Genomic DNA, 23,489 nt, shown 5'->3' with positions numbered 1-23,489 from the left:
TGCTTTTTCTTCTCCTCCACTATGTTGACTCAAAAATAATTCTCTAAAAATCTTTCTTACAATGTCGAGAAAAAGATAGCTACCCTGACAACAGCCGACAGTGACTCTCATGCCTCGCCAAAGGATTCGACCAAACAGGCCACGAACCCAATTGAGAAGAGAGGGGTGGCGTGCAGATGATCGGAATGGGCAGACTGCTTTTTGAACTGGGCGAAAGACTACAAGGAAAAGCACACCTGCAATTCATTACAGCAGGATGGGAGCGCAGGATCAGAATTGTAATGGATGATTCACCATCACAGTGGCAATTGACGATAGCAAAAGGAGTTGCATCCTGGGATGTATGGACAGAAGAGCAGCCTGCCGATCTGATTATCAGGGGAGCGGAGAAACAAATGCAGATGCTGTTTGGAGGTGATGAGCTCGTCTATGTTCTAGCCAAAGAAAAGGTGCACATAGCAGGGCCGTTGCGCGACCAATTGAAGCTCGATGCCATTTTGCGACTGACCTGTCGGTGAACTGTCCAATGGGCATTGTGATATAATAGGAAGAAACGGTTTTCGAGGAGGCGCTTTGATGTCTACGGTTATGTCGTTGCAACAAACGGTTGCCACACGTAAAGATGCTATTGCCGAAACATTCCGTCATCTGCATGAGAATCCGGAGATTAGCTGGAAGGAAGTAGAAACGACTCGTTATTTGGCGGAGCGCATGCGCGCCTTGGGACTGCGTGTTACGACTTTTGACGATTGTACAGGTTTAGTGGCTGAATGGGGCGAAGGGAAGCCAGTTATCGGCTTGCGCACAGATATCGATGCTCTGTGGCAGGAAGTGAACGGTGAGTGGCGTGCGAATCATTCCTGCGGCCATGACGCCCATATGACGTTGATTGTAGAAACGGTAGAAGCATTAGTTGCGGCTGGATATCAACCGCCGGGAACGTTAAAAATTTTGTTCCAACCTGCAGAAGAAAAAGGAACGGGAGCATTGAAGCTGGTGGAGAAGGGTGTCGTCGATGACATCGATTATTTGTACGGGGTTCACTTAAGACCGATTCAGGAGATGGCAAATGGAACGGCGGGACCCGCCATCTACAACGGTGCAGCCATGTTTCTCTACGGGGAAATCACAGGAGTCGCTGCGCACGGAGCGAGACCACATCTTGGAATCAATGCGATTGAAGTAGCGGGAGCGATTATTTCAGGTCTCGGTCAAGTACATATTAATCCGATGGTGCCTGCCACCGTCAAAATGACGATGCTGCAAGCCGGGGGAGAGAGCTACAATATTATTCCGGACAAAGCACGTTTTGCCCTCGATCTACGAGCGCAGACGAATCAAGCGATGGATGACCTGGTGAATCGAGTTCGTCAAATGATCGACGGAGTCGCGATGTCTTTTCAGGCACGCATAGAGGTAGAGGCCGGGTCGCGCATGGTAGCGGCAGAGGTCGATGAGCAAGCGAAGGCATTTATGGAGCAGGCGATTATAGATGTGCTCGGTCAAGAGAATTTGCGAGCGGCGCCTGTCAGTCCGGGAGCGGAGGATTTCCACTACTATACGGTGGAGCGTCCTCATATCAAGGCGACGATGCTGGCTCTCGGATGTGATTTGGTACCAGGGCTGCATCATCCGCTGATGCATTTTGAGCGCTCGGCATTGGAAAAGGGTGTGGCGATTTTGTGTCAGACGGTTGTGAAAACGTTTGAAAATACGTAAATCTTGATGCCTTGTGAGAGCAACACTAAGAGAGTAAACTCTTGGTGTTGCTCTTTTTGTGGGGAAATGTCTCTGCGTACCTCACGAATAGTCGATAGACTGGTTGGTTTGTGGACAAAATACTGCTGTTGGGGAATAATACGCATGAGGAGGGTTATTCACACATTCTCCATGAGAGATTATAAAATTATGTAGCTTATTTAGCTAAATGTGATATACTAATTACAAATCGAGCGACAATTAGAAAGTCACAATAAATGATACACATTTTGGGAAGGAGATCGTTCACACATGGAAACCAATACGGTTCAAAAGCTTACTGACATTCTTGGAGCTACGAAAGTGTATCATAACTTGCCTGTAGCTAATCTTGTTGAGATGGCAGTGAAGCGTGGCGAAGGGATTTTGACCGATAAGGGGGCGCTCAATGCGCTAACAGGGAAGTTTACCGGCCGTTCGCCAAAGGACAAATTTGTGGTGGACGAAGCTTCCGTACACGATAAAATCAACTGGGGTCCGGTTAACCAACCGATCAGTACTGAAAAATTCCAAGCACTTCAACAAGACGTGCTCCAATACTTACAATCCAAAGATGAATTGTTTGTCTTCGATGGCTTTGCGGGGGCAGATACGACCTATCGCCTGCCAATCCGCGTAGTAAACGAATTCGCATGGCATAACCTGTTTGCACGTCAGCTGTTCATCCGTCCGTCCGAAGAAGAACTGGCTACGCACGAATCAGAATTCACGGTTATCTATGCACCTAATTTCAAGGCAAATCCTGCGGTACACGGAACGAACTCCGAGACTTTCATCGTATTGAGCTTTGAGCAAAAGACAGTGTTGATCGGTGGCACTGAGTATGCTGGCGAAATGAAAAAGTCGATCTTCAGCGTAATGAACATGCTGCTTCCAGAGCGCAACGTACTCCCGATGCACTGCTCTGCAAACGTAGGCAAAGACGGAGACGTTTCCCTGTTCTTCGGATTGTCCGGTACAGGAAAAACAACGCTGTCTGCTGACCCGGACCGTTTCTTGATCGGTGACGATGAACACGGCTGGTCTGACAATGGCGTGTTCAATATCGAAGGCGGATGCTATGCAAAATGCGTCAAGCTGTCTGAAGAAGGCGAACCGCAAATCTGGAAGGCAATCCAGTTTGGTACCGTACTTGAAAATGTAGACGTAAACGAAGCGACTCGTGTAGCAGACTACGATAGCACCAAATATACAGAGAATACACGCGCTGCGTACCCAGTGGAAGCAATTCCGGGTGCTGTTATTCCAGGCGTGGGCGGGCAACCAAATGTCATCGTCTTTTTGACAGCCGATTCGTTCGGTGTATTGCCTCCAATCTCCAAGCTGAATAAAGAGCAAGCGATGTACCACTTCCTGTCTGGCTACACCAGCAAAATGGCAGGTACAGAGCGTGGCGTAACTGCTCCGCAAACAGAGTTTTCTACTTGCTTCGGTTCTCCATTCTTGCCACTGCATCCTGTCGTATATGCAGAAATGCTCGGTAAGAAGATTGACGAGCGCAAGGTTCAAGTATACCTAGTGAACACTGGTTGGACTGGTGGCCCGGTAGGTGTTGGACAACGTATGAAGCTGTCCTACACGCGTGCGATGGTAACAGCAGCATTGAACGGTGAGCTGGAAAAGGTAGACTATGTAGCTGATGAGATTTTCGGGGTACAAGTGCCGACATCTTGCCCGAACGTTCCTGCTGAAGTTCTGCAACCACGCAATACATGGGCAAACAAGGAAGATTACGACAAGCAAGCAGCTGATCTGGCTGCACGCTTCATCGAAAACTTCGAGAAGAAATTCCCGAATGCAGCAGATATTGCAAATGCGGGCCCAAAAGTAAAGTAATCGAACAGGAAAGAAACGGGTAGACGATAAGGTCTATCCGTTTTTTCTTCGTGAAAACAGAAAAAACCGTCAACTTATGACCGACGGTTTTGAGCTTATCCGTTACTTGTTGCCATCGAATACTTTCGAAGTATGGATTGGTACAACTTTTCCATTTGACTGTCGGAATAGAGTCAGGTAAGCTTCCGAAGGGACCCCTTCCATAGAGTAATAGCGATACATAAGTTTCTTGTTACTCTTTTTCAAAATGATCCTTCCATTTCGAGTTATCCATTGGTGTTTTTTACAAAAAGCACCTGCAATTTGGACGGAAATGTATGCCCAAAAGTTACTAAGGGAAAAATGCTGCGGAGGCAAGAATATTTAGGAAGGATTTATGCGCAAAAACAGACTTTCTAAATATAATGATATAAAAAATACAGATATGTTTCATTCCTTGATTTATAATTATTCTTATTATAAGATAGTTATTGAGAATGGATTGAGAATTTACCAACTCACTTTTGACGTGTATGGAGGGAATTCAGATGACAGCAGTACCGCATTTGCAAATAAAAAACCTTCGCGCCAAGATCGAGGACAAAGAGATCCTCAAAGGCCTGAATTTGGAGATCAAGGGCGGCGAAGTGCACGCGATCATGGGACCAAATGGTACCGGTAAATCGACATTGGCATCCACGCTGATGGGTCACCCAAAATATGAGGTAACCGATGGCGAAGTGCTAATCAATGACGAAGACTTGTTGGAAATGGCAGTAGACGAGCGCGCACGTGCAGGTCTGTTCCTGGCGATGCAATACCCGTCCGAAATCAGCGGTGTAACCAACTCTGACTTCCTGCGTTCCGCAATCAACGCGCGCCGTGGCGAAGGAAACGAAATCTCCCTGATGAAATTCATCCGTGAGATGGACAAAAAAATGAACACGCTGGAAATGGATGAGTCTTTCTCCCACCGTTACCTGAACGAAGGTTTCTCCGGTGGTGAGAAAAAGCGTAACGAGATTCTGCAAATGATGCTCTTGGAGCCAGCTATCTGTATTTTGGATGAGATCGACTCCGGTTTGGACATCGACGCATTGAAAATCGTAGCGAACGGTGTAAACGAAATGCGCTCCGCAGACCGCGGATTCTTGATTATTACGCACTACCAGCGTTTGCTGAACTATGTAAAGCCTGACTTCGTACACGTCATGATGCAAGGTCGTATCGTGAAGTCCGGTGGTCCTGAGCTGGCTGAACGCCTGGAGGCAGAAGGCTACGATTGGATCAAGGAAGAGCTCGGCATCGAGGACGAAACCGTAAACGCCAACGTGTAGGATGAAGGAGGCAGCAGTGAAATGAGTGTGGATGTACAGCTACGCTTCGATTCCGAGGCGATCACCCAGTACTCCAAAGCTAATCAGGAGCCTGCCTGGTTCCTGGAAAAGCGCCTCGCTGGACTGAAGGCGGCGGGAGAGCTGGCGCTCCCTGCCTTGGAGAAAACGAAGATTGATAAATGGAATACCGTTGATTTCGATCCGTTCCAAACCACTACAAAGGTGGCAGCGGCGAATGAACTCAGCGATTTGGTAAAAGCACAAATCGATGTCGACAGCGTGAAAAACCTGTTGGTACAAAAAAATGCTTCTACCGTTTTTCAAGCAGTATCCGATGAGTTGAAGGCTCAAGGCGTGATCTTCACGACCTTTGCTGATGCTCTGCAAACACATGGCGATCTCGTGCAAAAGTATTTGCTGAACGTGATCGCACTTGATGAGCACAAGCTGACTGCGCTTCATACAGCAGTAGTGAATGGTGGCGTTTTCCTCTACGTTCCGAAAAACGTGGAAGTAGATGTTCCTCTGCAAGCTGTGTATGAAATCGCAGGCGACAACGCTCTGTTGGCTCCACATGTTTTGATCGTGGCAGAAGCGAACAGCAAAGTAACCTACGTGGATACTTATGTATCTGGCGAAGGCAAAAGCATGGTTGCGAACAGCCTAGTTGAAGTATATGTAGGCGCGGGCGCATCTGTGCAAGTAGCTTCTGTACGTTCACTGTCTGTAGACGTTCACGACTACAGCTTCCGTCGTGCAACTGTTGAGCGCGATGGAAAAATGGAATGGATTTTGGGTGAGATGAACGATGGCAACACCGTTGCTAACAACACCACTATCCTCAAGGGAACTGCTTCGATTGCAGAGACCAAATCCATTTCTGTAGGTACTGGTTCCCAACGCCAAAACCTCACTTCCCAAGTTCAGCATATCGGCACGCACACAGAGTCTGACATGGTGAGCAAGGCTGTTATGACGGATGAAGCAGTGAGTATCCTAAACGGTATCACGAAAATCGAAAAAGGCGCTGAAAAGGCAAACGGCGTACAGGCGGAAAACATCCTGATGCTGAGCGATAAATCTCGCGGTGATGCCAACCCGATCCTGTTGATCGATGAGGATGACGTTAAAGCGGGTCACGCAGCTTCGGTAGGACGTTTTAGTGAAGAGTCTATCTTCTACTTGATGTCTCGTGGTATTTCCCGTCAAGGCGCAGAACGTCTGATTATTCTCGGCTTCCTGGAGCCAGTTGTCGCTGAGATTCCAGTAGAAGAAGTGAAAAACAGACTCCGTCAGGCGCTTGAAAGGAAGTTAGGCTAATGAACGCCAAGGAGCTTCGGAAATATTTTCCCATCCTACACCAAGAAGTAAACGGACATCCGCTCGTTTATTTGGATAATGGTGCAACCTCTCAAAAACCGGTTCAGGTTATCGAGGCGATGGATAAATACTACAGGGAGTATAACTCCAATGTGCACCGTGGCGTGCACACCTTGGGTAACATGGCGACAGACGGGTACGAAGGCGCGCGTGAAAAAGTACGCGCCTTCATCAACGCCCGTGAAGCCGCAGAAATCGTCTTTACGCGTGGTACGACCTCTGCTTGTAATACGGTAGCGTACGGCTATGCTCGCAAGTACCTGGGGCCGGGAGATGAAATCGTGACCACATTGGTGGAGCATCACGCCAATTTCATTCCATGGCAGCAGGCAGCCAAGGCGACCGGAGCGACCTTTAAGTTCATTCCGTTGGCAGAGGACGGAACCGTTACTCTGGAAGCGGTCAAGGAAACGATTACGGACAATACCAAGATCGTTGCCATTCACCATGTTTCCAACGTATTGGGGGATACTACCCCAATCAAGGAAATTGCTCAAATCGCCCATCAGCATGGCGCACTTTTGTTTGTTGACGGAGCACAGGGTGCTCCACACAAGAAAATCGACGTCCAGGATTTGGATTGCGATTTTTATACGTTTTCGGCGCACAAGATGGCTGGCCCGACAGGCGTAGGTGTCCTGTACGGCAAGCGTGAAGTGCTGGAGCGTGTGGAGCCGATGGAGTTCGGCGGAGAAATGATCGACTATGTGGATATGTACGATTCCACGTGGAAGGAGCTTCCTTGGAAATTTGAAGGAGGAACTCCGATCATCGCAGGAGCTATCGGATTGGGAGCAGCGATCGACTTTTTGGAAGAGATCGGTATGGACAATATCGAGCGTCATGAAAAACATCTCGTCAAGTACGCGATGGAACAAATGCGCGAGATCGAAGGATTGAAGATTTACGGCCCACAGCAGGACCGCAGCTGTTTAATTACATTCAACCTGGATACAGTACATCCGCATGACCTGGCGACGGTGCTGGACAGTTACGGAATCGCAGTTCGTGCCGGTCATCACTGCGCACAACCGCTGATGCGTTGGCTGAATGTGACGGCTACCGCTCGGGCAAGCTTCTACCTGTACAACACAGAAGAAGAAGTAGATGTGCTGATCGCGGGCTTGAAGAAGACGAAGGAGTATTTCGGCAATGTCTTCTCTTGATGATTTATACCGCCGCGTCATTATGGATCACTACCAGAAACCGCGCAACCGCGGCAAGCTGGAAGAATCCGACGGACTCATTGTGAATTTGAATAACCCGACCTGTGGCGACAGCATCTCGCTCTCCTTGAAAGTGGAGGATGGCAAAGTGGTGGACGCGAAGTTTCTCGGTGAAGGCTGCTCAATCAGTATGTCATCTGCATCCATGATGACGGATGCTGTCAAAGGCAAGCCAGTAGCAGAAGCACTGGAGCTGTCGCAAAAATTCTCTGATATGATGCAAGGCAAAGAAATCGATGACTCGATTGATCTTGGTGATATCGAAGCTTTATCTGGCGTAGCCAAGTTCCCAGCGCGAATCAAGTGTGCGACATTGGCTTGGAAAGCATTGGAGCAAGGTGTCAAACAGGCGGAGCAGGAATAGAGTGATAGGTTAGGGACATGAACACGAAGGAGTGAGCAACGATGGCTGTTAAAGGCCCAGAAATACAGGAGTATCAGTACGGCTTTCACGATAAGGACGTTTCTGTATTCCGTACCAAAAAGGGTTTGACTCGCGAGATCGTCGAAGAAATTTCGAAGATCAAGGATGAGCCAGCATGGATGCTGGAATTCCGTCTAAAAGCATTGGACATCTTCAACAGCATGCCGATGCCAAAATGGGGCGGCGATCTGGACGACCTCGATTTTGACAGCATCACCTACTACGTAAAGCCTTCTGAAAAGCAAGGCCGTAGCTGGGATGAGGTGCCGGAAGAAATCAAGGCAACCTTTGACAAGCTGGGTATTCCAGAAGCAGAGCAAAAGTTCCTCGCAGGTGTATCTGCTCAGTATGAATCTGAGGTAGTTTACCACAACATGCAGGAAGACCTTGAAAAACTGGGCGTTCTCTTCTGCGACATGGATTCTGCGGTGAAGCTTCACCCAGAAATCGTGAAAGAATACTTCGCGACAGTGATTCCTCCAGCAGACAACAAGTTTTCTGCACTGAACTCGGCAGTATGGTCCGGTGGTTCCTTCATTTACGTTCCAAAAGGCGTAAAAGTGGAAACTCCGCTGCAAGCGTACTTCCGCATCAACTCCGAGAACATGGGTCAATTCGAGCGTACGTTGATCATCGCCGATGAAGATTCCTTCGTTCACTATGTAGAGGGCTGTACAGCTCCAATCTACAGCACGGATTCCTTGCACTCCGCTGTTGTAGAAATCATCGTAAAAGAACGCGCTCGCTGCCGTTACACCACGATCCAAAACTGGTCCAACAACGTATACAACCTCGTTACAAAACGTGCTGTTGCATACGCGGATGCGAACATGGAATGGATCGATGGTAACATCGGTTCCAAGCTGACGATGAAATACCCAGCTGTTATCATGAAAGGACCTCGCGCGAAAGGTACTGTTCTTTCCATTGCAGTAGCAGGAAAAGGACAACACCAAGACGCAGGTGCGAAAATGATTCACCTGGCGCCAGATTGCACATCGACGATCATTTCCAAGTCGATTTCCCGTGATGGCGGAAAAGTAACCTACCGTGGTCTGTCGCAGTTTGGACGCAAGTCGGAAGGCTCCAAGTCCAATATCAAGTGCGATACGCTGATTCTGGATAAACTGTCCACGTCTGACACGATCCCGTACAACGAGATCATGAACGACAGCATCACGCTTGAGCACGAGGCGACTGTATCCAAGGTATCCGAGGATCAACTCTTCTACCTGATGAGCCGCGGTTTGTCAGAAGCAGAAGCAACTGAGATGATCGTAATGGGCTTCATCGAGCCATTCACAAAAGAATTGCCGATGGAGTACGCGGTAGAGATGAACCGTCTCATTAAATTCGAGATGGAAGGCAGTATCGGATAATTGTCTCGATATCGTGTAAAAACGTGTCTGATTCGTTCAGACACGTTTTTTTGTGCCCTTGCTTTATGAGGGAAAACGAATAATCTGACGGTATGGTCAAGACCTCGTAGACAGTTAGAAAGACCCCGGCCGCCAGTCAGGCAGCAAACTGACGCCTAAATTCACTAGGTGTCAGTTTTTAGTATTAGTTGATAGTACTTTTGTAAAAAGAGTAACTCTCTAGTTAGTTTTCCCGACTAGAGAGTTACTCCTATTTAAAAGTTATTATTGTTGTAGTGGGTTTTCGTCGTCTTTATGAGTTTCTATTATGTCGACCATCTTATTTAATTGGATTTTTTCCCTTTTATTGTCAACCTTATCGTTTTTAACTTTAAATTTTCCTTGGTAGGAACCCACTACTGCATAGTGATCAGTAGACTTTGTTTTGTTAGCTGGTGAATCATCAACATTTAGAAATAGGAGGACTTTCTCGTTATCAGTGAATTCTGGTGCGTTTTCCATATCCATAATTATTTTTTCCGTTTCTCCACCGTAAACGCGAACTACGACTTTGTCTAATTCTTCACCTTTATGCGTTTTGTTTACTTTTATTGTGATATCTCGATAAATTGCATCCGCATCCTCAATCACTTCTGGCTCATTTCCATCCTCTGTATTCCATTTTGGCTGTGTAATGTCATTAATATTACCCTCAATGATTAAGGAACTTGCTGCAGCCATTTCCTCAGGTGATAATTCGATTAACGTACCTTCAATACGAATTGTTGACTTGGTTGCATTATATGTGTCGTAAACCACATAACCAAGCCCAAAAGCTAAAATCATAGAAGAAGCAATTATTCCGCTTTTCATGTTCATTTTCATTATTTTTACCTCCATGTTATTTTTAATCTTAGATGCTATTTTGAGTGGTTAATCACATAAGCATCTTTATCATATTTAGAGAGTGGAATTTTTACTTGATCCTTATTTAAAGTTGCATACATAACAGCCGGCTTATCTGCTAAATGACCAATCCCAAGGGCATGTCCCATTTCGTGAGTCATGATGGTTCGTAGGTGGTATGTATTTGAATCAGGTTTAGATCCGGTTGAATAGGCAAAAGATTCGTTGACTACTATATCTGCTTCGATAACATAGTCAAAACCATTGATATAAGCTCTTGTTTCGGCAAGTTTACCACTAGTAGTCCCAAGAGAGGCTGTATAGATTATGTTTATCTCATCATTTTTAGAAGAAGCAATGTCTGTTCTTGCAGGGCTTTCCTTTAGATAATATACGGGATCATCAACATTGTTCCATTGGTTATCAGCTGTTATAATCGCAGTTCTCTCACTTTTAGTGATTGATTTATCTAATGTGTATTCATAATCCTTATTAGGGTCCCACTTTGCAAATGCAACATCAGCATTACTTGCTTTTGCAAAACCATAACCCAAAGCAAAAAAAGCTCCTAAACACGATGTTAACAAGATTGATTTCTTAAACAATTTCATGATAACTCTCCTTTTTAATATAATAAAAATAGCACAATATAAAATATACCAATATTACCAATTTATGTAAATACCTATATATCAGCTTGTATATATAATTTTTTACATATGTATTTGAAGGTTAGCCGAAACAAAAGCTGATAAAAGACAAGTGGTGCAATGAAGTAGTCGACAAGTTTTTCACCAAGGACGAACTCGCAAAATACATTGGAAAATTTGTGAAGGTGGAGTAAAAAAGAAAAGTCCTAGAACATAATTTTTGGACTCTCTAACGTACAGATTTTGTGCCGACTCCAGATGAAAAGTAATAAATTGTGTTTGACGAGTCAACATCTCTGAGATAGCGCAAATCAACGTTTTCCTTATTCGATACAACGCTATGAAATTAATCTGTATTCAAATTCGAGATGGAAGGTTCCATCGGATAAGCGTTTTTGTAACGTGTAAAAACGTGTCTGATTCGTTCAGACACGTTTTTTTTGTGCCCTTGCTTTATGAGGGAAAACGCATAAGCCCGCTGACGGTAATCCGCCAGAGGACTATTTCTACAAGGACAAACCAAATTTCCATAATAAGATCATAAATAACCCCATCGGAATGACCCAAAGTAAAGGAATGGCATTGAGGGCGTAACTCGTTTTGAATCGTAACTTGTGATAGCAGTACCAGCTGCCCAACGCTGAGGCAAGTAGTACAAGCGGATACGATAGGATCGTATAGAACACCCCTGGCGCTCCAGTATCATATTCATCTTCAGGTAGTAGCACAATGGTAAAAAAAACAGAAATTGCCCAAGCCAATAAGAAAATGGCATAGATGCTTTGGCTAATAGAAAGGACGAGACAAGCTGTCTTGTTTTTCATAAGTGCCTGGTTCCTCCTAAAAAGTGGAATTACTAATAAACAAGACGAGAGGAGATAGAAAAAGTAACAATAACAATTGGTTAGATATCAAGGTCACCCGTCCTCCCATTAGAAGGCGGGTTTTTTGCTTGTTATCATTTTCATGTTATTCCGTTCGTCTACCTTGCAAAGTACCTTACCAATTAAGTAAATTAAGCTAATACCAATCGTGTTCGTAATAAACACCGATAATAATGACCGAGGAAATACGAGTGTTGCTGATCGCAATAGTTATAGCTGATAGAGGGAGGATCAACCATGAAGGTTTTAGTAGTAGAAGATGACAAGACCATTGCAGAGGGTTTGCACTATTCGCTTTCCAGTGAGGGCTATGAAGTAGTTCTATGCGAAGGAAAACAAACTGCACTCGAAGCAATTAAACAGCAACGTTTTGATCTATATTTACTCGATCTGACTTTGCCAGATGGTAATGGCTATGAGATTTGCGAATATGTAAAAGAAAATCAGGATGCCCCCGTCATCTTCTTGACGGCGTGTGATGATGAAATCAATGTGGTTCGGGGGTTAGATATGGGAGCAGACGACTATATCACAAAGCCGTTTCGTATTCGGGAGCTAATCAGCCGAATGAAATCATCCCTTCGACATTACCAAAAAGAGCCCAACCTGTCTGACAAAGTGAGGATTGGAAATGTAGTCGTAAATACAAAGCTGGCTAAAGTGTACAAAGGAACCGAGGAAGTGATGCTGACTGCTTTAGAATACCGGTTACTGTTGGCATTCATAAATAATAGAGGGCAAGTTCTGTCCAGAAATCAGTTGTTAGAGGGTATTTGGGATCTAGATGGTAACTTTATCAATGACAATACCCTATCGGTTTACATTAAGCGGCTTCGAGAAAAGTTGGAGGATGATAGCCAGAATCCCAAAGTGATAGAAACCGTTCGCGGTCTTGGCTATCGAATGAGTGGAAGTCATGTTTAAAAATAAAGAAATACAGAAGCTATGTATGTATAGCCTTGTTATTTCCATCATGGGGATCACAATTCTTTGGATGATCGACTGGAAAGCGGGGATTGTGGGAGTTGCTATGGTATTTCTGATCCTTTCCACTTTTTTCGTGTTTACCCGCAAACGTTATCAGGACATCAGTAAGCTCGCTTATTATTTGGCTTCTGTCTATTCAGGTCAACCCACGATGGATATTAGGGATAACGTTGAGGGTGAATTGAGCATTTTGAAAAATGATATTTATAAAGTCACATTAACATTGTCCGAGCAGTCTACTCATCTGAAAAAGGAAAAAAAGTACTTGGCAGATACTCTTTCGAACATCTCCCATCAATTAAAAACGCCACTTACCTCCATGTTTGTCATGGCTGATTTGTTAAACAACCCGAGTCTGCCAAAAGATAAGAGGGAGGAGTTCTTGGGCAAGATTATCAATCAGTTGAAGCGTATTGAATGGCTCGTGACTTCATTGCTCAAGCTGTCCAAAATCGAAGTGCAGAGCGTTATTTTCAAGAAGGAACTCGTATCTGTCAAAAAAATGATAAACAAGGCATTAGAACCGCTCCTTGTCCCGATGGAATTAAAAAATCAGGAGCTTTCTTTTTCCTGTAAAGAAGACCTTTTCGTGTATGGAGATGAAAACTGGACGGTAGAAGCCATTTTGAACGTAATGAAAAACGGGATTGAGCATACGCCAGTTGGGGGACGTATTGCCATTTCGTGTGAGGAAACACCCTTGTATACACAAATTGTCATTTCCGACAGTGGCGAGGGGATTAGCCCGGAAGATGCTCCACACATTTTTGAACGATTTTATAAAGGGAAGAATGCGGGAGCGGATAGTATTGGAATAGGGCTAGCCATGTCTAAAACAATCTTGCAAAGTCAAAACGCCGGTGTGTTTATGGAAAGCCAGATGGGTGTAGGCACAACATTCAAAATCAAATTTTACAAGCAAATCATTTAGATGACAAAATTGTAAGAATGAATGTCACCGACGAGACATGTTTGGCAGCTATTCTAAACGTAATAACTTATCTGGGAGGATCATGATGGAGATTTTGCGAGTAGAGAACCTGTCAAAAACGTATGGTGATGGCGAAACAGCTGTTACTGCACTGAACGATATCTCATTTTCCGTACAAAAGGGGGAGTTTGTGGCGATCATTGGGCCCTCTGGTTCAGGTAAGTCTACCCTTTTGCATATTCTGGGGGGCGTTGATACCCCCACATCCGGTAAAGTGATCGTTGACCAGACTGATATGTACGCGATGGATGAAACGGCACTGGCCATCTTCAGACGCAGACAGATTGGTCTTATCTATCAATTCTACAATTTGATCCCTGTCCTTACTGTAGAAGAAAATATTACCCTGCCATTGCTGTTGGACGGTAGAGAAGTAAATCAAGATATCTTTTCCGGTATCGTAGAGACTTTAGGCCTTCAACAGCGATTAAAGCATCTGCCAAACCAGCTTTCTGGAGGACAGCAGCAGCGTGCGTCTATTGGCCGTGCCTTGATTAGCAGTCCCGCCATTGTATTGGCTGACGAGCCTACGGGGAATCTGGACAGCAAAAACAGTGCTGAGATTGTGAAGCTCTTGAAAAAATTACACAAAGAACGGCATCAAACTCTGATTGTTATTACACATGACGAAAACATTGCCCTGCAAGCGGACCGTATTATTGGCATTTCGGATGGCAGGATTTCTAGAGATGAGGTGATTCGGCGATGAATATCGTAAATCAGCTCACCTTACGTTATATGAAGAAGAATAAGAGCCGTACCCTTGTGACAATCATTGGGGTTGTCATTTCTGTCGCAATGCTTACAGCAGTATTTTCGATTAGTAGTTCTTTCATGGATATGATGCAAAGAAACGCGATTACCTACTCTGGTAAATGGCAGGCAGCTTTTCTCAATGTTTCAGGAGAAGATGTTGCAATTATTACAAATATGGAAGCCATTGAAAGATACGATATTGACCAGAAGCTCGGATTTGCACGACTTTCTAACTCTCCAAACAGCGTGAAGCCCTATTTGTATATTACGGGACACAGTAATCACGATGTAGTAGGGGTGAGCCTAATTGATGGGCGGTTGCCTCAGAATGAAAATGAACTGGCACTTTCATCGGAGTATCTTCGAACCGCAGGTGTAAGCTTGAAGGTTGGAGATGTAGTCACTTTAAATTTTGGTGATCGTAGCTTGAATGTAGATGGGCAGAGCGAGACGTTGGGCAACAATGATGTCTACCAATCAAAGGAAGTCTTTACGCCTACAAAGACGAAAACATACACGATTACCGGGATTGTTCAAGCACCAGATAAAGAGCAGGAAGTAATGGCTGCATACCGTGCATTTAGCGGTCTTTCCGAGGGGGATTTAGAGGAGGGTTCTCCCTACACGGTAAGCGTTGAATATAAGGATTTTAAAGGTTTAGGGAATGACATTTACGAAACGAGTGACGCGATTGCTAGTAAGGTAAGCGGAGTAAAGGATCAAGTTAAATCGAATGGAGTAAAAATCAAGTACAATCGGGACCTGTTGCTTTATTCCGGGATTTCGAACGATTCCCACTTTCTTAACACGATGTACCTGGCAGTTCTTTCTGTTGGAATTATCATTCTGATTGGATCTGTCTCACTCATCTACAACGCGTTTGCGATCTCGCTTTCAGAGCGTAGTCGCACTTTAGGGATGTTATCTAGCGTAGGGGCAACCAAACAACAAAAAAGGGCTTCTGTATTTTTTGAAGCTGCTGTAATCGGGGGCATAGCGATTCCAGCTGGGTTGTTTTTTGGGTCCATTGGCATTGGTGTTACTCTCCATTTGCTCAATCCATTCATTCAAAAAATGCTTTTCGTTAGTGAACCGATACGTTTGGTGATAGAGCCGTACAGTATGATTGCGGTCGTTTTGTTTTCCATTTTGACATTGCTCATTTCTGCATGGTTACCAGCAGTGCGGGCATCGAAAATTACACCGATAACTGCAATCCGCCAGACAAAGGATATCGAGATAAAAGGAAAAGATGTTCGTACATCCAATATGACCCGGAAGTTGTTTGGATTTGAAGCGGAACTAGGATTAAAAAATCTGAAAAGGAATAAACATCACTATCGCTCAACTGTCTTTTCTCTTGCGATCAGTGTCATCCTGTACCTAGCAGCTTCTTCCTTTTCGTTGTATATGGATAAGTCCTATAATATGGCACAAGCACCGCTACCATATGATTTATCAGTAAACGCAAGGGGAGCCGATCTGGAAAGGGTAAGGTCATTAACAAATGAATTGATGTCTGTTCAAAACGCAACAACAAAAGTGAAGACCCAACTTATCGGTGCTGATCTAATCCTCAACGAAAACGAGGTCACCACAGACATCTCCAGTCGCCATACTCTTAATCCTGATAGGCAATACTTCATGTCTGCAAACATTGTTTCTCTTGATGAGGCCTCTTTTGCAGCGTACCTGCAATCCGCGGGGATTGATGCAAAGAAATTGGAAGGTGACGAGATTTCTGCCATACTTGTCAATCGGTTCACCTTGAAAGAAGAACATAATTTTACAGATATCTCTCAACTAACAGTCCAAGAGGGATCAGAACTACCTCTTACTTTGATTAAAGGAGCTAAAGTCCGAATTGCTTCTATCACGGATAAACGTCCACCTTTTATGCTACGATACCAGGAAGATGCTTTTACGGTGACATTTGTTGTTTCTGAACGAGGCTTTGACAAGCTACGAGAACGAGGTAACGCTATGCTGTCTGAGCAAATTACCAGCGAGGTTCAATTTACAACAGAGCAGTCTGCGGCATTGGAAAATGAAATAAACCCGATTATTAACGAATATCCAGATGTACATGTCTATACGACCAATCTGATTGAGGAGCGTCAGGATGCAATGAATCGCGCCACAGTCACATCCGTATTCCTTTATGGGTTTGTGGTTCTCATCGGACTCATTTGTATGGCAAATATTATCAACACGATTTCCACAGGGATGGCCTTGAGAAAACGTGAATTTGCGATGTTGGCTTCCATTGGTATGACGCCAAAGGGCATGAAGAAAATGCTACGTTTCGAGGGATTCTTTTACGGAATGAAGTCGCTAATTTACGGTTTACCGATTAGTTTATGCGTAATGTTTTTCATCTACAAGAGCCTTAGCCGTAATTTTGAATTCGCTTTTACGGTGCCTTGGGCGGATCTTATCATTGCAGGGGTAGGTGTGTTTTTTATTGTGGGGACGACGATCTTTTATGCAAATAGAAAATACAAAGAATACAGTATCGTTAACTCGTTGAAGAACGAAAACATTTGATCGAAGCATGGAGTTCGAGATAGAAGGTTCAATCGGATAATTGTTTTGTAACGTGTAAATACGTGTCTGATTCGTTCAGATACGTATTTTTTATTACATAGTGGACCAAGCACAGCGAGGAAAAAATGAAAACCCGACCATGAGATCGGGCAAAGGAAATCCTTCTATGAAGCTATCCAATCGATGACAAACGCAATGGACATAACTGCGATGTAAGTGTATTCCTGACAATCCCCCAAAAAATGATGAATGTGAACAGTACATACAGCCATCTTTTACGAAGTGACTGGGAATTTACGATAAAACCCCAACTAATTAGGGGGAGTGTTATCAATAGGATTGATACGAAGTCGGTCATGCGGAATTCACTCCTTCACGTTTTATTACGTAAATGGGGAATGTTGGTTACTCAATAAAAGGGGTGCACTCCAGGGATAACCGGGGGCTTTTTGCGCGTGTTCAAACATGTACATTCACCCCGCACAATGATAAAATTTCGTATATACAAGATAACGCTACCTACCGTCAACGAAGTATGCCTACGTATCCAGGCATGCTTTTTTCGGGCGAGCACAAGCCTTTTACAAATGCGCTGTTGCCCTTCTATGAATAGGTAGCTGTAAAGGTTTTCATACTTACTGGAGCGGGGTTGCACATATGATAGTGGTAAAGCAATTAATGGATCATTGCCACTGCTTTTTTGGGAGTCAAGGGGATCTGTATCAATCTGAGGATGCGGATATCCTGATTGCCGTCTATCCGGCTACGCGCAAGCGAGGATGGTGGACGTACGCCACGCTTGAGCTGCACGAGATGGGGGCTACAGAGTACCTCGCCTATTCCTATCAGTTTGAGCAGAGAATGATCACGCATTTGGCAAGAATAGCAGCCCAGGTAATTCGTCAGTGGGAGAGTCAATCTACCCGCTTGGAGTCTGGGAGCGTCTTTTCGCTCGAGGATACAATCGTGGAAAAATCGGTTTTGAATCATATGGTACTGACCCCTGCCTATTATGAAGAGGCTGGACTTGAATATTATACAAACGGCAAGGACGTAATCAGGTTCATGATGCTTCATGCCATCGCGGATTCTGAAGCAAAGTTTTTGGAACAATATGGACTTATGGCATTACAGGAATGGTTAGCGCACTCCGGTGTCGATTCCCTGAATGTTACGCGTACGCCTGCCATCTGAGAAGGGAGCGAGCGAAATGTCAGCGATTCGCTTGAGAGTCACCGTAGTAGTTGAACACGAAGGGAAAGTCCTCCTCATCCGTGAGCAGACACAACGAGGCATCTTTTACAACCTGCCAGGGGGAATCGTAGAATATTTAGAGGCGATTCCAGACGCGGCGAAAAGAGAAGTGATGGAAGAGACCGGACTCCTCGTGGAAATGGAGCGATTGATCTGGATAGACGATCGGATCGATCAGGAAGGGAACGGAAAGCATACAGTTGGAGTAGGAGTTCTGGCGAAGCTCGTCGGTGAAGAGACAAACCCAACGCCAGGTGGTATCGTCGATGAAGAAATCGAATGGGCTGGCTGGGTCACGCTAGACGAGTGGAAACAACTGCCGAACGACCACAAAACACGCCCGGATCAAGTCAAGCAAGTCTTGTCTGATCCCACTTATCAACCGATGTACTTGGGAAATATGCTGAGCCGAGCAGAATAAAAACAAGAAACACCGCCCTTTTCCTAGCGAAGAGGAGCGGTGTTTCTTTTCTTACGCTTTTTGCTGTACGGAAGCTTTTCTTCCTTTTGCGACAGCCAACACGACGATGACAGCGGAGAGAACAGCACCGAGTGTCAATGGCTCTGACAGGAGGAGCCAGGCTGCGAGGATTGATAAAAAGGGTTGAAGGTATTGAATTTGACTGACCTTGGAGACACCGCCGATTGCCAGGCCGTGATACCAGGCGAAAAAACCGAGAAACATACTGATTACACTAATATAGCCAAAACCGAGCCAGACAGGCAAAGTGGCTTGTTTTAAGTCAGTAAGCAAAGGACCTGTGAGCGGAACAACGAGAAACGGAAAGGCAAAGATCAACGACCAACTGATGACCTGCCAACCCCCCATTGTCTTGGAGAGCTCACCGCCGACAGCGTATCCGATAGCCGCACTGATGACCGCCCCGAGCAAGGCGAGATCCGCCCATTGAAGGGCACCAAAGCCAGAGCTGATCGCGTAGGCGATAATCGTCACACAGGCGATCACACTAGAAGTCCAATACTTCCGGGTGGGGCGTTCTCCTGAAAAAAATATCGCTGCGCCAGCTGTGGCCAATGGCAATAGTGCGATGATGACTGCGCCATGCGTAGCGGGTACTCTCTCCATCGCCCACGACGAGAAAAACGGGAAGCCTGCTACTACTCCGGCGGATACGAGAAACAGTTTCTTGGTCTCTTGCCAGGTAGGAAACGGTACTCGTTTTAGTAGGAGCACCAAAGCAGCCAGTACAGCCGCGATCAACGCTCGTCCCAGCCCTGCCGAGAGGGGAGAGAGTACGGTAACAACCATCTTCGTTACAGGCAAGGTCAAGCTGAAGCTAAGCACCCCGATGAAGCCATACAGCAAGCCCATTTTCTCTGTATGCAGCTGGTCAGGAGTGATTGGCTGCTCTTTTTGTAGGACTTGCTTCTCGATAGGAAGCTGTGTGCTCATCCGAATCCCATCCTTTATCGAATAAAAGTTTGTGTTGTTTCATCTTAGAGGCGACCGAGTATAAACGGTAGAGCCAATTGGCAGCAGGACCAGTAAGCCAATTTGTCGAAAGGGAGGAAAATGAAAACAGGAAGTGTGGAGGACGGATCAGGATGGAATGGAAGCCGGACAAAGATGCGGGAGTTCCGATCTATATACAAATCGCCAAAGAGCTGGAACGACAGATTGTGCTAGGAGTGCTGTCACCGGGTACATCTCTTCCGCCGGAAAGAGTGTTGGCACGACGCTTTGGCGTCAATCGTGGGACGGTATCGGCAGCGTACGAAGAATTGCGGGCAAAAGGTATTTTACAATCGTGGCAAGGGAGCGGGACTTGGGTCAGTCGTGATCTGTGGGGCGTCAAACAAATGCCAAACTGGTACACCTACACGAATGGCGGGGCATTCTTGCCAGCCTATCCACTCGCGAAACGCATTCAGGATGCATGCTTCGATACCTCGATCATCAATCTGGCAAAGGCAGAATTGGCAACGACGATGATCCCGTCTTTGATATCAACGACGCCGGGGGAAGAAAACGAGATCAGGCTTGAGCTGGGCTACGCGCATCCAAAGGGGGAGCCACGTCTGCGTGAGGCACTGGCTGTGCATCTGCAAGAAAACTACGGCATTCACGCTTCCCCCGATGAAATTTTGGTGACGTCAGGAGCGCAGCAGGCATTGCATCTCATTACACTGTGTCTCTTGAATCCCGGAGATGCAATTGCAATGGAGGGACCCTCTTATTCGTATTCCTTGCCCTTATTCAGTTCAGCTGGGCTGCGTTTATTTCGCTTGCCGATGGATGAGGACGGAATTGTACCCGAGGCTGTCTACGAATTGCAGCGGGAGCATCGTATTCGCATGGTTTTCGTCAACCCGACCTATCATAATCCAACCGGGACGATTTTAAGCAAGGCACGGCGATCCGAGCTGCTCGATATTTGTCAGGAGCTGCGCCTGCCACTCGTAGAGGACGACGCTTACGGGGCACTTACACTGGCTGGAAGCCCTAAACCGCCCAAGCCGATCAAAGCCATCGATAAGACGGGGGCTGTTCTGTACGTCGGGAGTCTTTCGAAAACGATTGCGCCAGGCTTGCGAATTGGCTGGCTGGTGGGACCAAGATCTGTCGTAGAAAGACTAGCCGACGCCAAGCAGCAAATGGATTTTGGCACGAGCAGCGTCTCCCAGCAATTCGCCCGGCGATTTGTTGAGCGAAAGAGCTGGAACAATCAGCAGGAGCGGATGTCTCGTTACTTGTTGGAGCAACAACAAACGATGGTACGCGCTATGCACAATCATCTCTCCGATTACGCGATATGGAAAGAGCCGGGTGGCAGCTATCATATTTGGTGTCGGTTGCTTGCTCCCAGAGACGAAAAAGAATTGCTGGATGATGCGATCAGAGAGGGCGTTGTCTTTACACCCGGCAGCGTCTATGGAGCGGAAGCGGGCTGGCTGCGCCTGACCTATTCGTGGGAGTGCCCGACGAATATCGAGGAAGGCATTCGACGCATCCAAAGAGTCCTTCAGCAGAAAAAGCGATAAGAAAAGGGATTAATTCCTTATTTATGAAACTATTTTCCACCTCACTCGTATGCAATATAGAGGCAATTTTAGAAAGGGGGGACAGTCGTGGGCGTACTTGAAACCGTCTACATAGTCTGCCTTGTACTTGGCCTACTCTACACGCTCATCTCACTGCTGTTTGGCGATGCGCTCTCGGATTGGCTGGGACATCTGCATCTGCCTTTTGCACAGCCCATTTTGTTGGTCAGCGGCATGACTGCCTTTGGCGGAGCGGGGTATCTGTTATCTCGGTACACTTCTCTCGGTACGTTTGTCGTGTTGATGCTGGCAGCTGTCATTGGTATCGCTTTGGCTCTTGTTTCTTACTTCCTATGGGTAAAGCCGATGAGCCATGCGGAAAATTCCACGAGCTATTCCATGAGTCAACTAGGAGGGAAGCTGGGCGAAGTCGGGACGACGATCCCGGCAGAAGGACTGGGAGAGGTACTGCTGCCGATGATTAGTGGAACCACTTACCATATGGCAGCGAGTCTTGAAGGCCAGGTTATCCCGCAAGGAGCCCGTGTCGTCGTAGTCGAGGTCCGTGACCATGTCTTGTATGTGATCCCCTTTTACACTGAATCTGGCGAAGGAGATGGGAAATGATGTTAGATCCTGGCGTTTTGACCATAGTAGGTGTTGTCGTCGCAGTCTTTCTCGTGTTGGGTATTGCTTTTTGGGCCCGTTACAAAACAGTGGGTGCAGATGAAGCCATGATCGTGACGGGTAGCTATCTCGGTACGAAAAACGTACTCAGTGACGAATCTGGGCGCAAAATGAAAATTGTCCGCGGAGGCGGCGCATTTATCCTCCCTATTTTTCAACAAGCAAACTTTCTGAGTCTTCTGTCTCATAAGCTGGACGTATCGACTCCTGAGGTGTACACCGAGCAGGGCGTTCCTGTCATGGCAGATGGCGTTGCAATCATCAAGGTAGGCGGCTCGATTGAAGATATCGCGACTGCATCCGAGCAATTTATGGGCAAGAGTGACGAGGCGCTGCGCGGAGAAGCACAGGAGGTCCTCGAAGGCTATTTGCGGGCAATCCTCGGCAGTATGACGGTAGAGGAAATTTACAAGAACCGTGAGCGATTCGCACAAGAGGTGCAAGCTGTAGCAACAAAGGATTTGAAAAAAATGGGGCTGTCCGTTGTCAGCTTCACGATCAAGGATGTCCGGGACAAAAACGGCTATTTAGCTGCGCTTGGAATACCGCAAATCGCTGCGGTGAAGCGCGATGCGACCATCTCACAGGCTGATGCGGACAAAGAAGCGCGGATTAAGCAGGCACAGGCAGAGGAAGAGGCACGCAAGGCAGAGCTGCTGAAGGAAACGAACATTGCCGAAGCTGAAAAGGAAAAAGAGCTGAAGGTAGCGGCGTTTAAGCAAGAGCAGGACAAAGCGAAGGCGAGTGCGGACCAAGCCTACAAGCTGCAAGAAGCTGTCGCCAAGCAGCAGGTGACAGAAGAAGAGATGAAGATCGATCTCGTCCGCAAGCAGAAGGAAATCGAGCTGGAGGAAAAAGAAATTCTTCGCCGCGAAAAGCAATATGATGCGGAAGTGAAGAAAAAGGCCGACGCCGACCGCTATTCTGTGGAACAGGCGGCAGAAGCGGAAAAAGCGAAGAAGCTGAGAGAAGCGGACGCGATCAAGTACCGCATTGAAGCTGAGGCAAAAGCAAATGCCGAGCAGAAGCGTCTGGAAGGCTTGGCGATTGCCGAGGCTGAAAAAGCCCGTGGTAGCGCTGAGGCAGAAGTCACGCGACTCAAGCTCGAAGCCGAAGCAGAAGGGAAAGAGAAGCTGGCTGAAGCATTTGAAAAATTCGGTCATGCGGCTGTCCTCGATATTATTGCGAAAATGCTCCCTGAGCTGGCTGAGAAAGTTGCCGAGCCAATGAAGGCGATCGACAAAGTAACGATCGTGGATGCGGGAGGCGGTCAGGGAGATGGCGTCAATCGTCTGAGCGGGAATGTTACGAAGCTGATGGCCCAACTTCCTGAGATGCTGAAAGACGTATCCGGATTGGATATGAACAAAATGATCGCAGATTTTATGAAAAAGGATGATACCGTGCCTGCAAAGCAACAGCCTGTACCCGTAAAAGTTCAGGTAGAGACGGATTCTATTTTGGAGAACGAAACGAAATAATCAAATCGATCAGAGAAGAAGTGCCCCTTAGTGAGAGGGGCACTT

At 46.3% G+C, this 23,489-nt stretch carries 21 protein-coding genes; 17 read left to right on the top strand and 4 right to left on the bottom strand.

Annotation, left to right across the window (positions count from 1 at the left end):
* Positions 1 to 176 precede the first annotated feature (176 nt).
* From ACUUHJ_RS26110 to sufB, 8 genes are all read left to right on the top strand, one after another.
* Positions 177 to 518 (top strand): SCP2 sterol-binding domain-containing protein, encoded by a 342-nt coding sequence (locus tag ACUUHJ_RS26110; RefSeq protein WP_289678149.1) that lies wholly within the window; start codon positions 177 to 179, stop codon positions 516 to 518.
* Between the two features lie 58 nt (positions 519 to 576).
* Positions 577 to 1,719, top strand: a complete 1,143-nt coding sequence (locus ACUUHJ_RS26105) for a M20 peptidase aminoacylase family protein (RefSeq protein ID WP_289674468.1) — start codon at positions 577 to 579, stop codon at positions 1,717 to 1,719.
* Positions 1,720 to 2,010: 291 nt separating this feature from the next.
* A complete protein-coding gene (gene pckA / locus ACUUHJ_RS26100) occupies positions 2,011 to 3,594 on the top strand; it encodes a phosphoenolpyruvate carboxykinase (ATP) (RefSeq protein WP_472300389.1) in 1,584 nt (527 codons plus the stop codon).
* A gap of 527 nt (positions 3,595 to 4,121) precedes the next feature.
* A complete protein-coding gene (sufC, locus tag ACUUHJ_RS26095; RefSeq protein ID WP_015893095.1) occupies positions 4,122 to 4,910 on the top strand; it encodes a Fe-S cluster assembly ATPase SufC in 789 nt (262 codons plus the stop codon).
* Between the two features lie 21 nt (positions 4,911 to 4,931).
* On the top strand, positions 4,932 to 6,230 hold the full coding sequence (gene sufD, locus ACUUHJ_RS26090) for a Fe-S cluster assembly protein SufD (RefSeq protein WP_015893094.1): 1,299 nt from the start codon (positions 4,932 to 4,934) through the stop codon (positions 6,228 to 6,230).
* Positions 6,230 to 7,456 (top strand): cysteine desulfurase, encoded by a 1,227-nt coding sequence (locus tag ACUUHJ_RS26085; RefSeq protein WP_289674466.1) that lies wholly within the window; start codon positions 6,230 to 6,232, stop codon positions 7,454 to 7,456. The genes sufD and ACUUHJ_RS26085 overlap by 1 nt, the downstream gene beginning before the upstream one ends.
* Positions 7,443 to 7,880: a Fe-S cluster assembly sulfur transfer protein SufU gene (gene sufU / locus ACUUHJ_RS26080; RefSeq protein WP_007726380.1), complete on the top strand. Its 438-nt coding sequence runs from the start codon at positions 7,443 to 7,445 to the stop codon at positions 7,878 to 7,880. The genes ACUUHJ_RS26085 and sufU overlap by 14 nt, the downstream gene beginning before the upstream one ends.
* 41 nt (positions 7,881 to 7,921) lie before the next feature.
* Positions 7,922 to 9,319 carry a Fe-S cluster assembly protein SufB gene (gene sufB, locus ACUUHJ_RS26075; protein ID WP_015893091.1) on the top strand — a complete coding sequence of 466 codons (1,398 nt, stop codon included), beginning with the start codon at positions 7,922 to 7,924 and terminating at the stop codon, positions 9,317 to 9,319.
* Between the two features lie 264 nt (positions 9,320 to 9,583).
* Here the strand turns inward: sufB and ACUUHJ_RS26070 are convergent, their stop codons facing one another.
* The 3 genes from ACUUHJ_RS26070 to ACUUHJ_RS26060 form a co-directional block, all read right to left on the bottom strand.
* A complete protein-coding gene (locus ACUUHJ_RS26070) occupies positions 9,584 to 10,183 on the bottom strand; it encodes a hypothetical protein (protein ID WP_172141251.1) in 600 nt (199 codons plus the stop codon).
* A 35-nt stretch (positions 10,184 to 10,218) separates the two neighbouring features.
* Positions 10,219 to 10,815: a matrixin family metalloprotease gene (locus tag ACUUHJ_RS26065; protein ID WP_172141250.1), complete on the bottom strand. Its 597-nt coding sequence runs from the start codon at positions 10,813 to 10,815 to the stop codon at positions 10,219 to 10,221.
* Between the two features lie 545 nt (positions 10,816 to 11,360).
* The gene (locus tag ACUUHJ_RS26060; RefSeq protein ID WP_472300388.1) at positions 11,361 to 11,678 is read right to left on the bottom strand and encodes a hypothetical protein; all 318 of its coding nucleotides are present in this window, start codon (positions 11,676 to 11,678) and stop codon (positions 11,361 to 11,363) included.
* A gap of 297 nt (positions 11,679 to 11,975) precedes the next feature.
* Between ACUUHJ_RS26060 and ACUUHJ_RS26055 the strand changes: the two genes are divergently transcribed.
* From ACUUHJ_RS26055 to ACUUHJ_RS26030, 6 genes are all read left to right on the top strand, one after another.
* Positions 11,976 to 12,662, top strand: coding sequence for a response regulator transcription factor (locus ACUUHJ_RS26055; protein ID WP_142497046.1), 687 nt, complete (start codon positions 11,976 to 11,978; stop codon positions 12,660 to 12,662).
* Positions 12,655 to 13,656 carry a sensor histidine kinase gene (locus ACUUHJ_RS26050; protein WP_472300386.1) on the top strand — a complete coding sequence of 334 codons (1,002 nt, stop codon included), beginning with the start codon at positions 12,655 to 12,657 and terminating at the stop codon, positions 13,654 to 13,656. The genes ACUUHJ_RS26055 and ACUUHJ_RS26050 overlap by 8 nt, the downstream gene beginning before the upstream one ends.
* An 85-nt stretch (positions 13,657 to 13,741) precedes the next feature.
* A complete protein-coding gene (locus ACUUHJ_RS26045; protein WP_016739677.1) occupies positions 13,742 to 14,425 on the top strand; it encodes an ABC transporter ATP-binding protein in 684 nt (227 codons plus the stop codon).
* Positions 14,422 to 17,019 carry an FtsX-like permease family protein gene (locus ACUUHJ_RS26040; RefSeq protein WP_472300384.1) on the top strand — a complete coding sequence of 866 codons (2,598 nt, stop codon included), beginning with the start codon at positions 14,422 to 14,424 and terminating at the stop codon, positions 17,017 to 17,019. The genes ACUUHJ_RS26045 and ACUUHJ_RS26040 overlap by 4 nt, the downstream gene beginning before the upstream one ends.
* A gap of 657 nt (positions 17,020 to 17,676) precedes the next feature.
* A complete protein-coding gene (locus tag ACUUHJ_RS26035; RefSeq protein WP_472300383.1) occupies positions 17,677 to 18,213 on the top strand; it encodes a suppressor of fused domain protein in 537 nt (178 codons plus the stop codon).
* 16 nt (positions 18,214 to 18,229) lie between these two features.
* The gene (locus ACUUHJ_RS26030; protein WP_026133939.1) at positions 18,230 to 18,694 is read left to right on the top strand and encodes an NUDIX domain-containing protein; all 465 of its coding nucleotides are present in this window, start codon (positions 18,230 to 18,232) and stop codon (positions 18,692 to 18,694) included.
* A gap of 51 nt (positions 18,695 to 18,745) precedes the next feature.
* On the opposite strand, the gene ACUUHJ_RS26025 is transcribed toward ACUUHJ_RS26030, so the two are convergent.
* Positions 18,746 to 19,687 (bottom strand): DMT family transporter, encoded by a 942-nt coding sequence (locus tag ACUUHJ_RS26025; protein ID WP_472300382.1) that lies wholly within the window; start codon positions 19,685 to 19,687, stop codon positions 18,746 to 18,748.
* 152 nt (positions 19,688 to 19,839) lie between these two features.
* On the opposite strand from ACUUHJ_RS26025, the gene ACUUHJ_RS26020 reads away from it, so the two are divergent.
* The 3 genes from ACUUHJ_RS26020 (at position 19,840) to ACUUHJ_RS26010 (ending at position 23,444) form a co-directional block, all read left to right on the top strand.
* The gene (locus tag ACUUHJ_RS26020) at positions 19,840 to 21,276 is read left to right on the top strand and encodes an aminotransferase-like domain-containing protein (protein WP_472300381.1); all 1,437 of its coding nucleotides are present in this window, start codon (positions 19,840 to 19,842) and stop codon (positions 21,274 to 21,276) included.
* An 87-nt stretch (positions 21,277 to 21,363) separates the two neighbouring features.
* Positions 21,364 to 21,903, top strand: coding sequence for an NfeD family membrane protein (locus ACUUHJ_RS26015; RefSeq protein ID WP_173626682.1), 540 nt, complete (start codon positions 21,364 to 21,366; stop codon positions 21,901 to 21,903).
* Positions 21,903 to 23,444: a flotillin family protein gene (locus ACUUHJ_RS26010; RefSeq protein ID WP_289674458.1), complete on the top strand. Its 1,542-nt coding sequence runs from the start codon at positions 21,903 to 21,905 to the stop codon at positions 23,442 to 23,444. Before ACUUHJ_RS26015 ends, ACUUHJ_RS26010 begins: the two co-directional genes overlap by 1 nt.
* Positions 23,445 to 23,489: the final 45 nt, after the last annotated feature.

The organism is Brevibacillus schisleri (assembly GCF_055685845.1).
This window is presented reverse-complemented; position numbering and strand designations above follow the sequence as displayed.

Coding starts and splice junctions, on each gene's coding strand:
- ACUUHJ_RS26110 (WP_289678149.1), top strand. CDS start 177: ATGATCGGAATGGGCAGACTGCTTTTTGAACTGGGCGAAAGACTACAA.
- ACUUHJ_RS26105 (WP_289674468.1), top strand. CDS start 577: ATGTCTACGGTTATGTCGTTGCAACAAACGGTTGCCACACGTAAAGAT.
- pckA (WP_472300389.1), top strand. CDS start 2,011: ATGGAAACCAATACGGTTCAAAAGCTTACTGACATTCTTGGAGCTACG.
- sufC (WP_015893095.1), top strand. CDS start 4,122: ATGACAGCAGTACCGCATTTGCAAATAAAAAACCTTCGCGCCAAGATC.
- sufD (WP_015893094.1), top strand. CDS start 4,932: ATGAGTGTGGATGTACAGCTACGCTTCGATTCCGAGGCGATCACCCAG.
- ACUUHJ_RS26085 (WP_289674466.1), top strand. CDS start 6,230: ATGAACGCCAAGGAGCTTCGGAAATATTTTCCCATCCTACACCAAGAA.
- sufU (WP_007726380.1), top strand. CDS start 7,443: ATGTCTTCTCTTGATGATTTATACCGCCGCGTCATTATGGATCACTAC.
- sufB (WP_015893091.1), top strand. CDS start 7,922: ATGGCTGTTAAAGGCCCAGAAATACAGGAGTATCAGTACGGCTTTCAC.
- ACUUHJ_RS26070 (WP_172141251.1), bottom strand. CDS start 10,183: ATGAAAATGAACATGAAAAGCGGAATAATTGCTTCTTCTATGATTTTA.
- ACUUHJ_RS26065 (WP_172141250.1), bottom strand. CDS start 10,815: ATGAAATTGTTTAAGAAATCAATCTTGTTAACATCGTGTTTAGGAGCT.
- ACUUHJ_RS26060 (WP_472300388.1), bottom strand. CDS start 11,678: ATGAAAAACAAGACAGCTTGTCTCGTCCTTTCTATTAGCCAAAGCATC.
- ACUUHJ_RS26055 (WP_142497046.1), top strand. CDS start 11,976: ATGAAGGTTTTAGTAGTAGAAGATGACAAGACCATTGCAGAGGGTTTG.
- ACUUHJ_RS26050 (WP_472300386.1), top strand. CDS start 12,655: ATGTTTAAAAATAAAGAAATACAGAAGCTATGTATGTATAGCCTTGTT.
- ACUUHJ_RS26045 (WP_016739677.1), top strand. CDS start 13,742: ATGGAGATTTTGCGAGTAGAGAACCTGTCAAAAACGTATGGTGATGGC.
- ACUUHJ_RS26040 (WP_472300384.1), top strand. CDS start 14,422: ATGAATATCGTAAATCAGCTCACCTTACGTTATATGAAGAAGAATAAG.
- ACUUHJ_RS26035 (WP_472300383.1), top strand. CDS start 17,677: ATGATAGTGGTAAAGCAATTAATGGATCATTGCCACTGCTTTTTTGGG.
- ACUUHJ_RS26030 (WP_026133939.1), top strand. CDS start 18,230: ATGTCAGCGATTCGCTTGAGAGTCACCGTAGTAGTTGAACACGAAGGG.
- ACUUHJ_RS26025 (WP_472300382.1), bottom strand. CDS start 19,687: ATGAGCACACAGCTTCCTATCGAGAAGCAAGTCCTACAAAAAGAGCAG.
- ACUUHJ_RS26020 (WP_472300381.1), top strand. CDS start 19,840: ATGGAATGGAAGCCGGACAAAGATGCGGGAGTTCCGATCTATATACAA.
- ACUUHJ_RS26010 (WP_289674458.1), top strand. CDS start 21,903: ATGTTAGATCCTGGCGTTTTGACCATAGTAGGTGTTGTCGTCGCAGTC.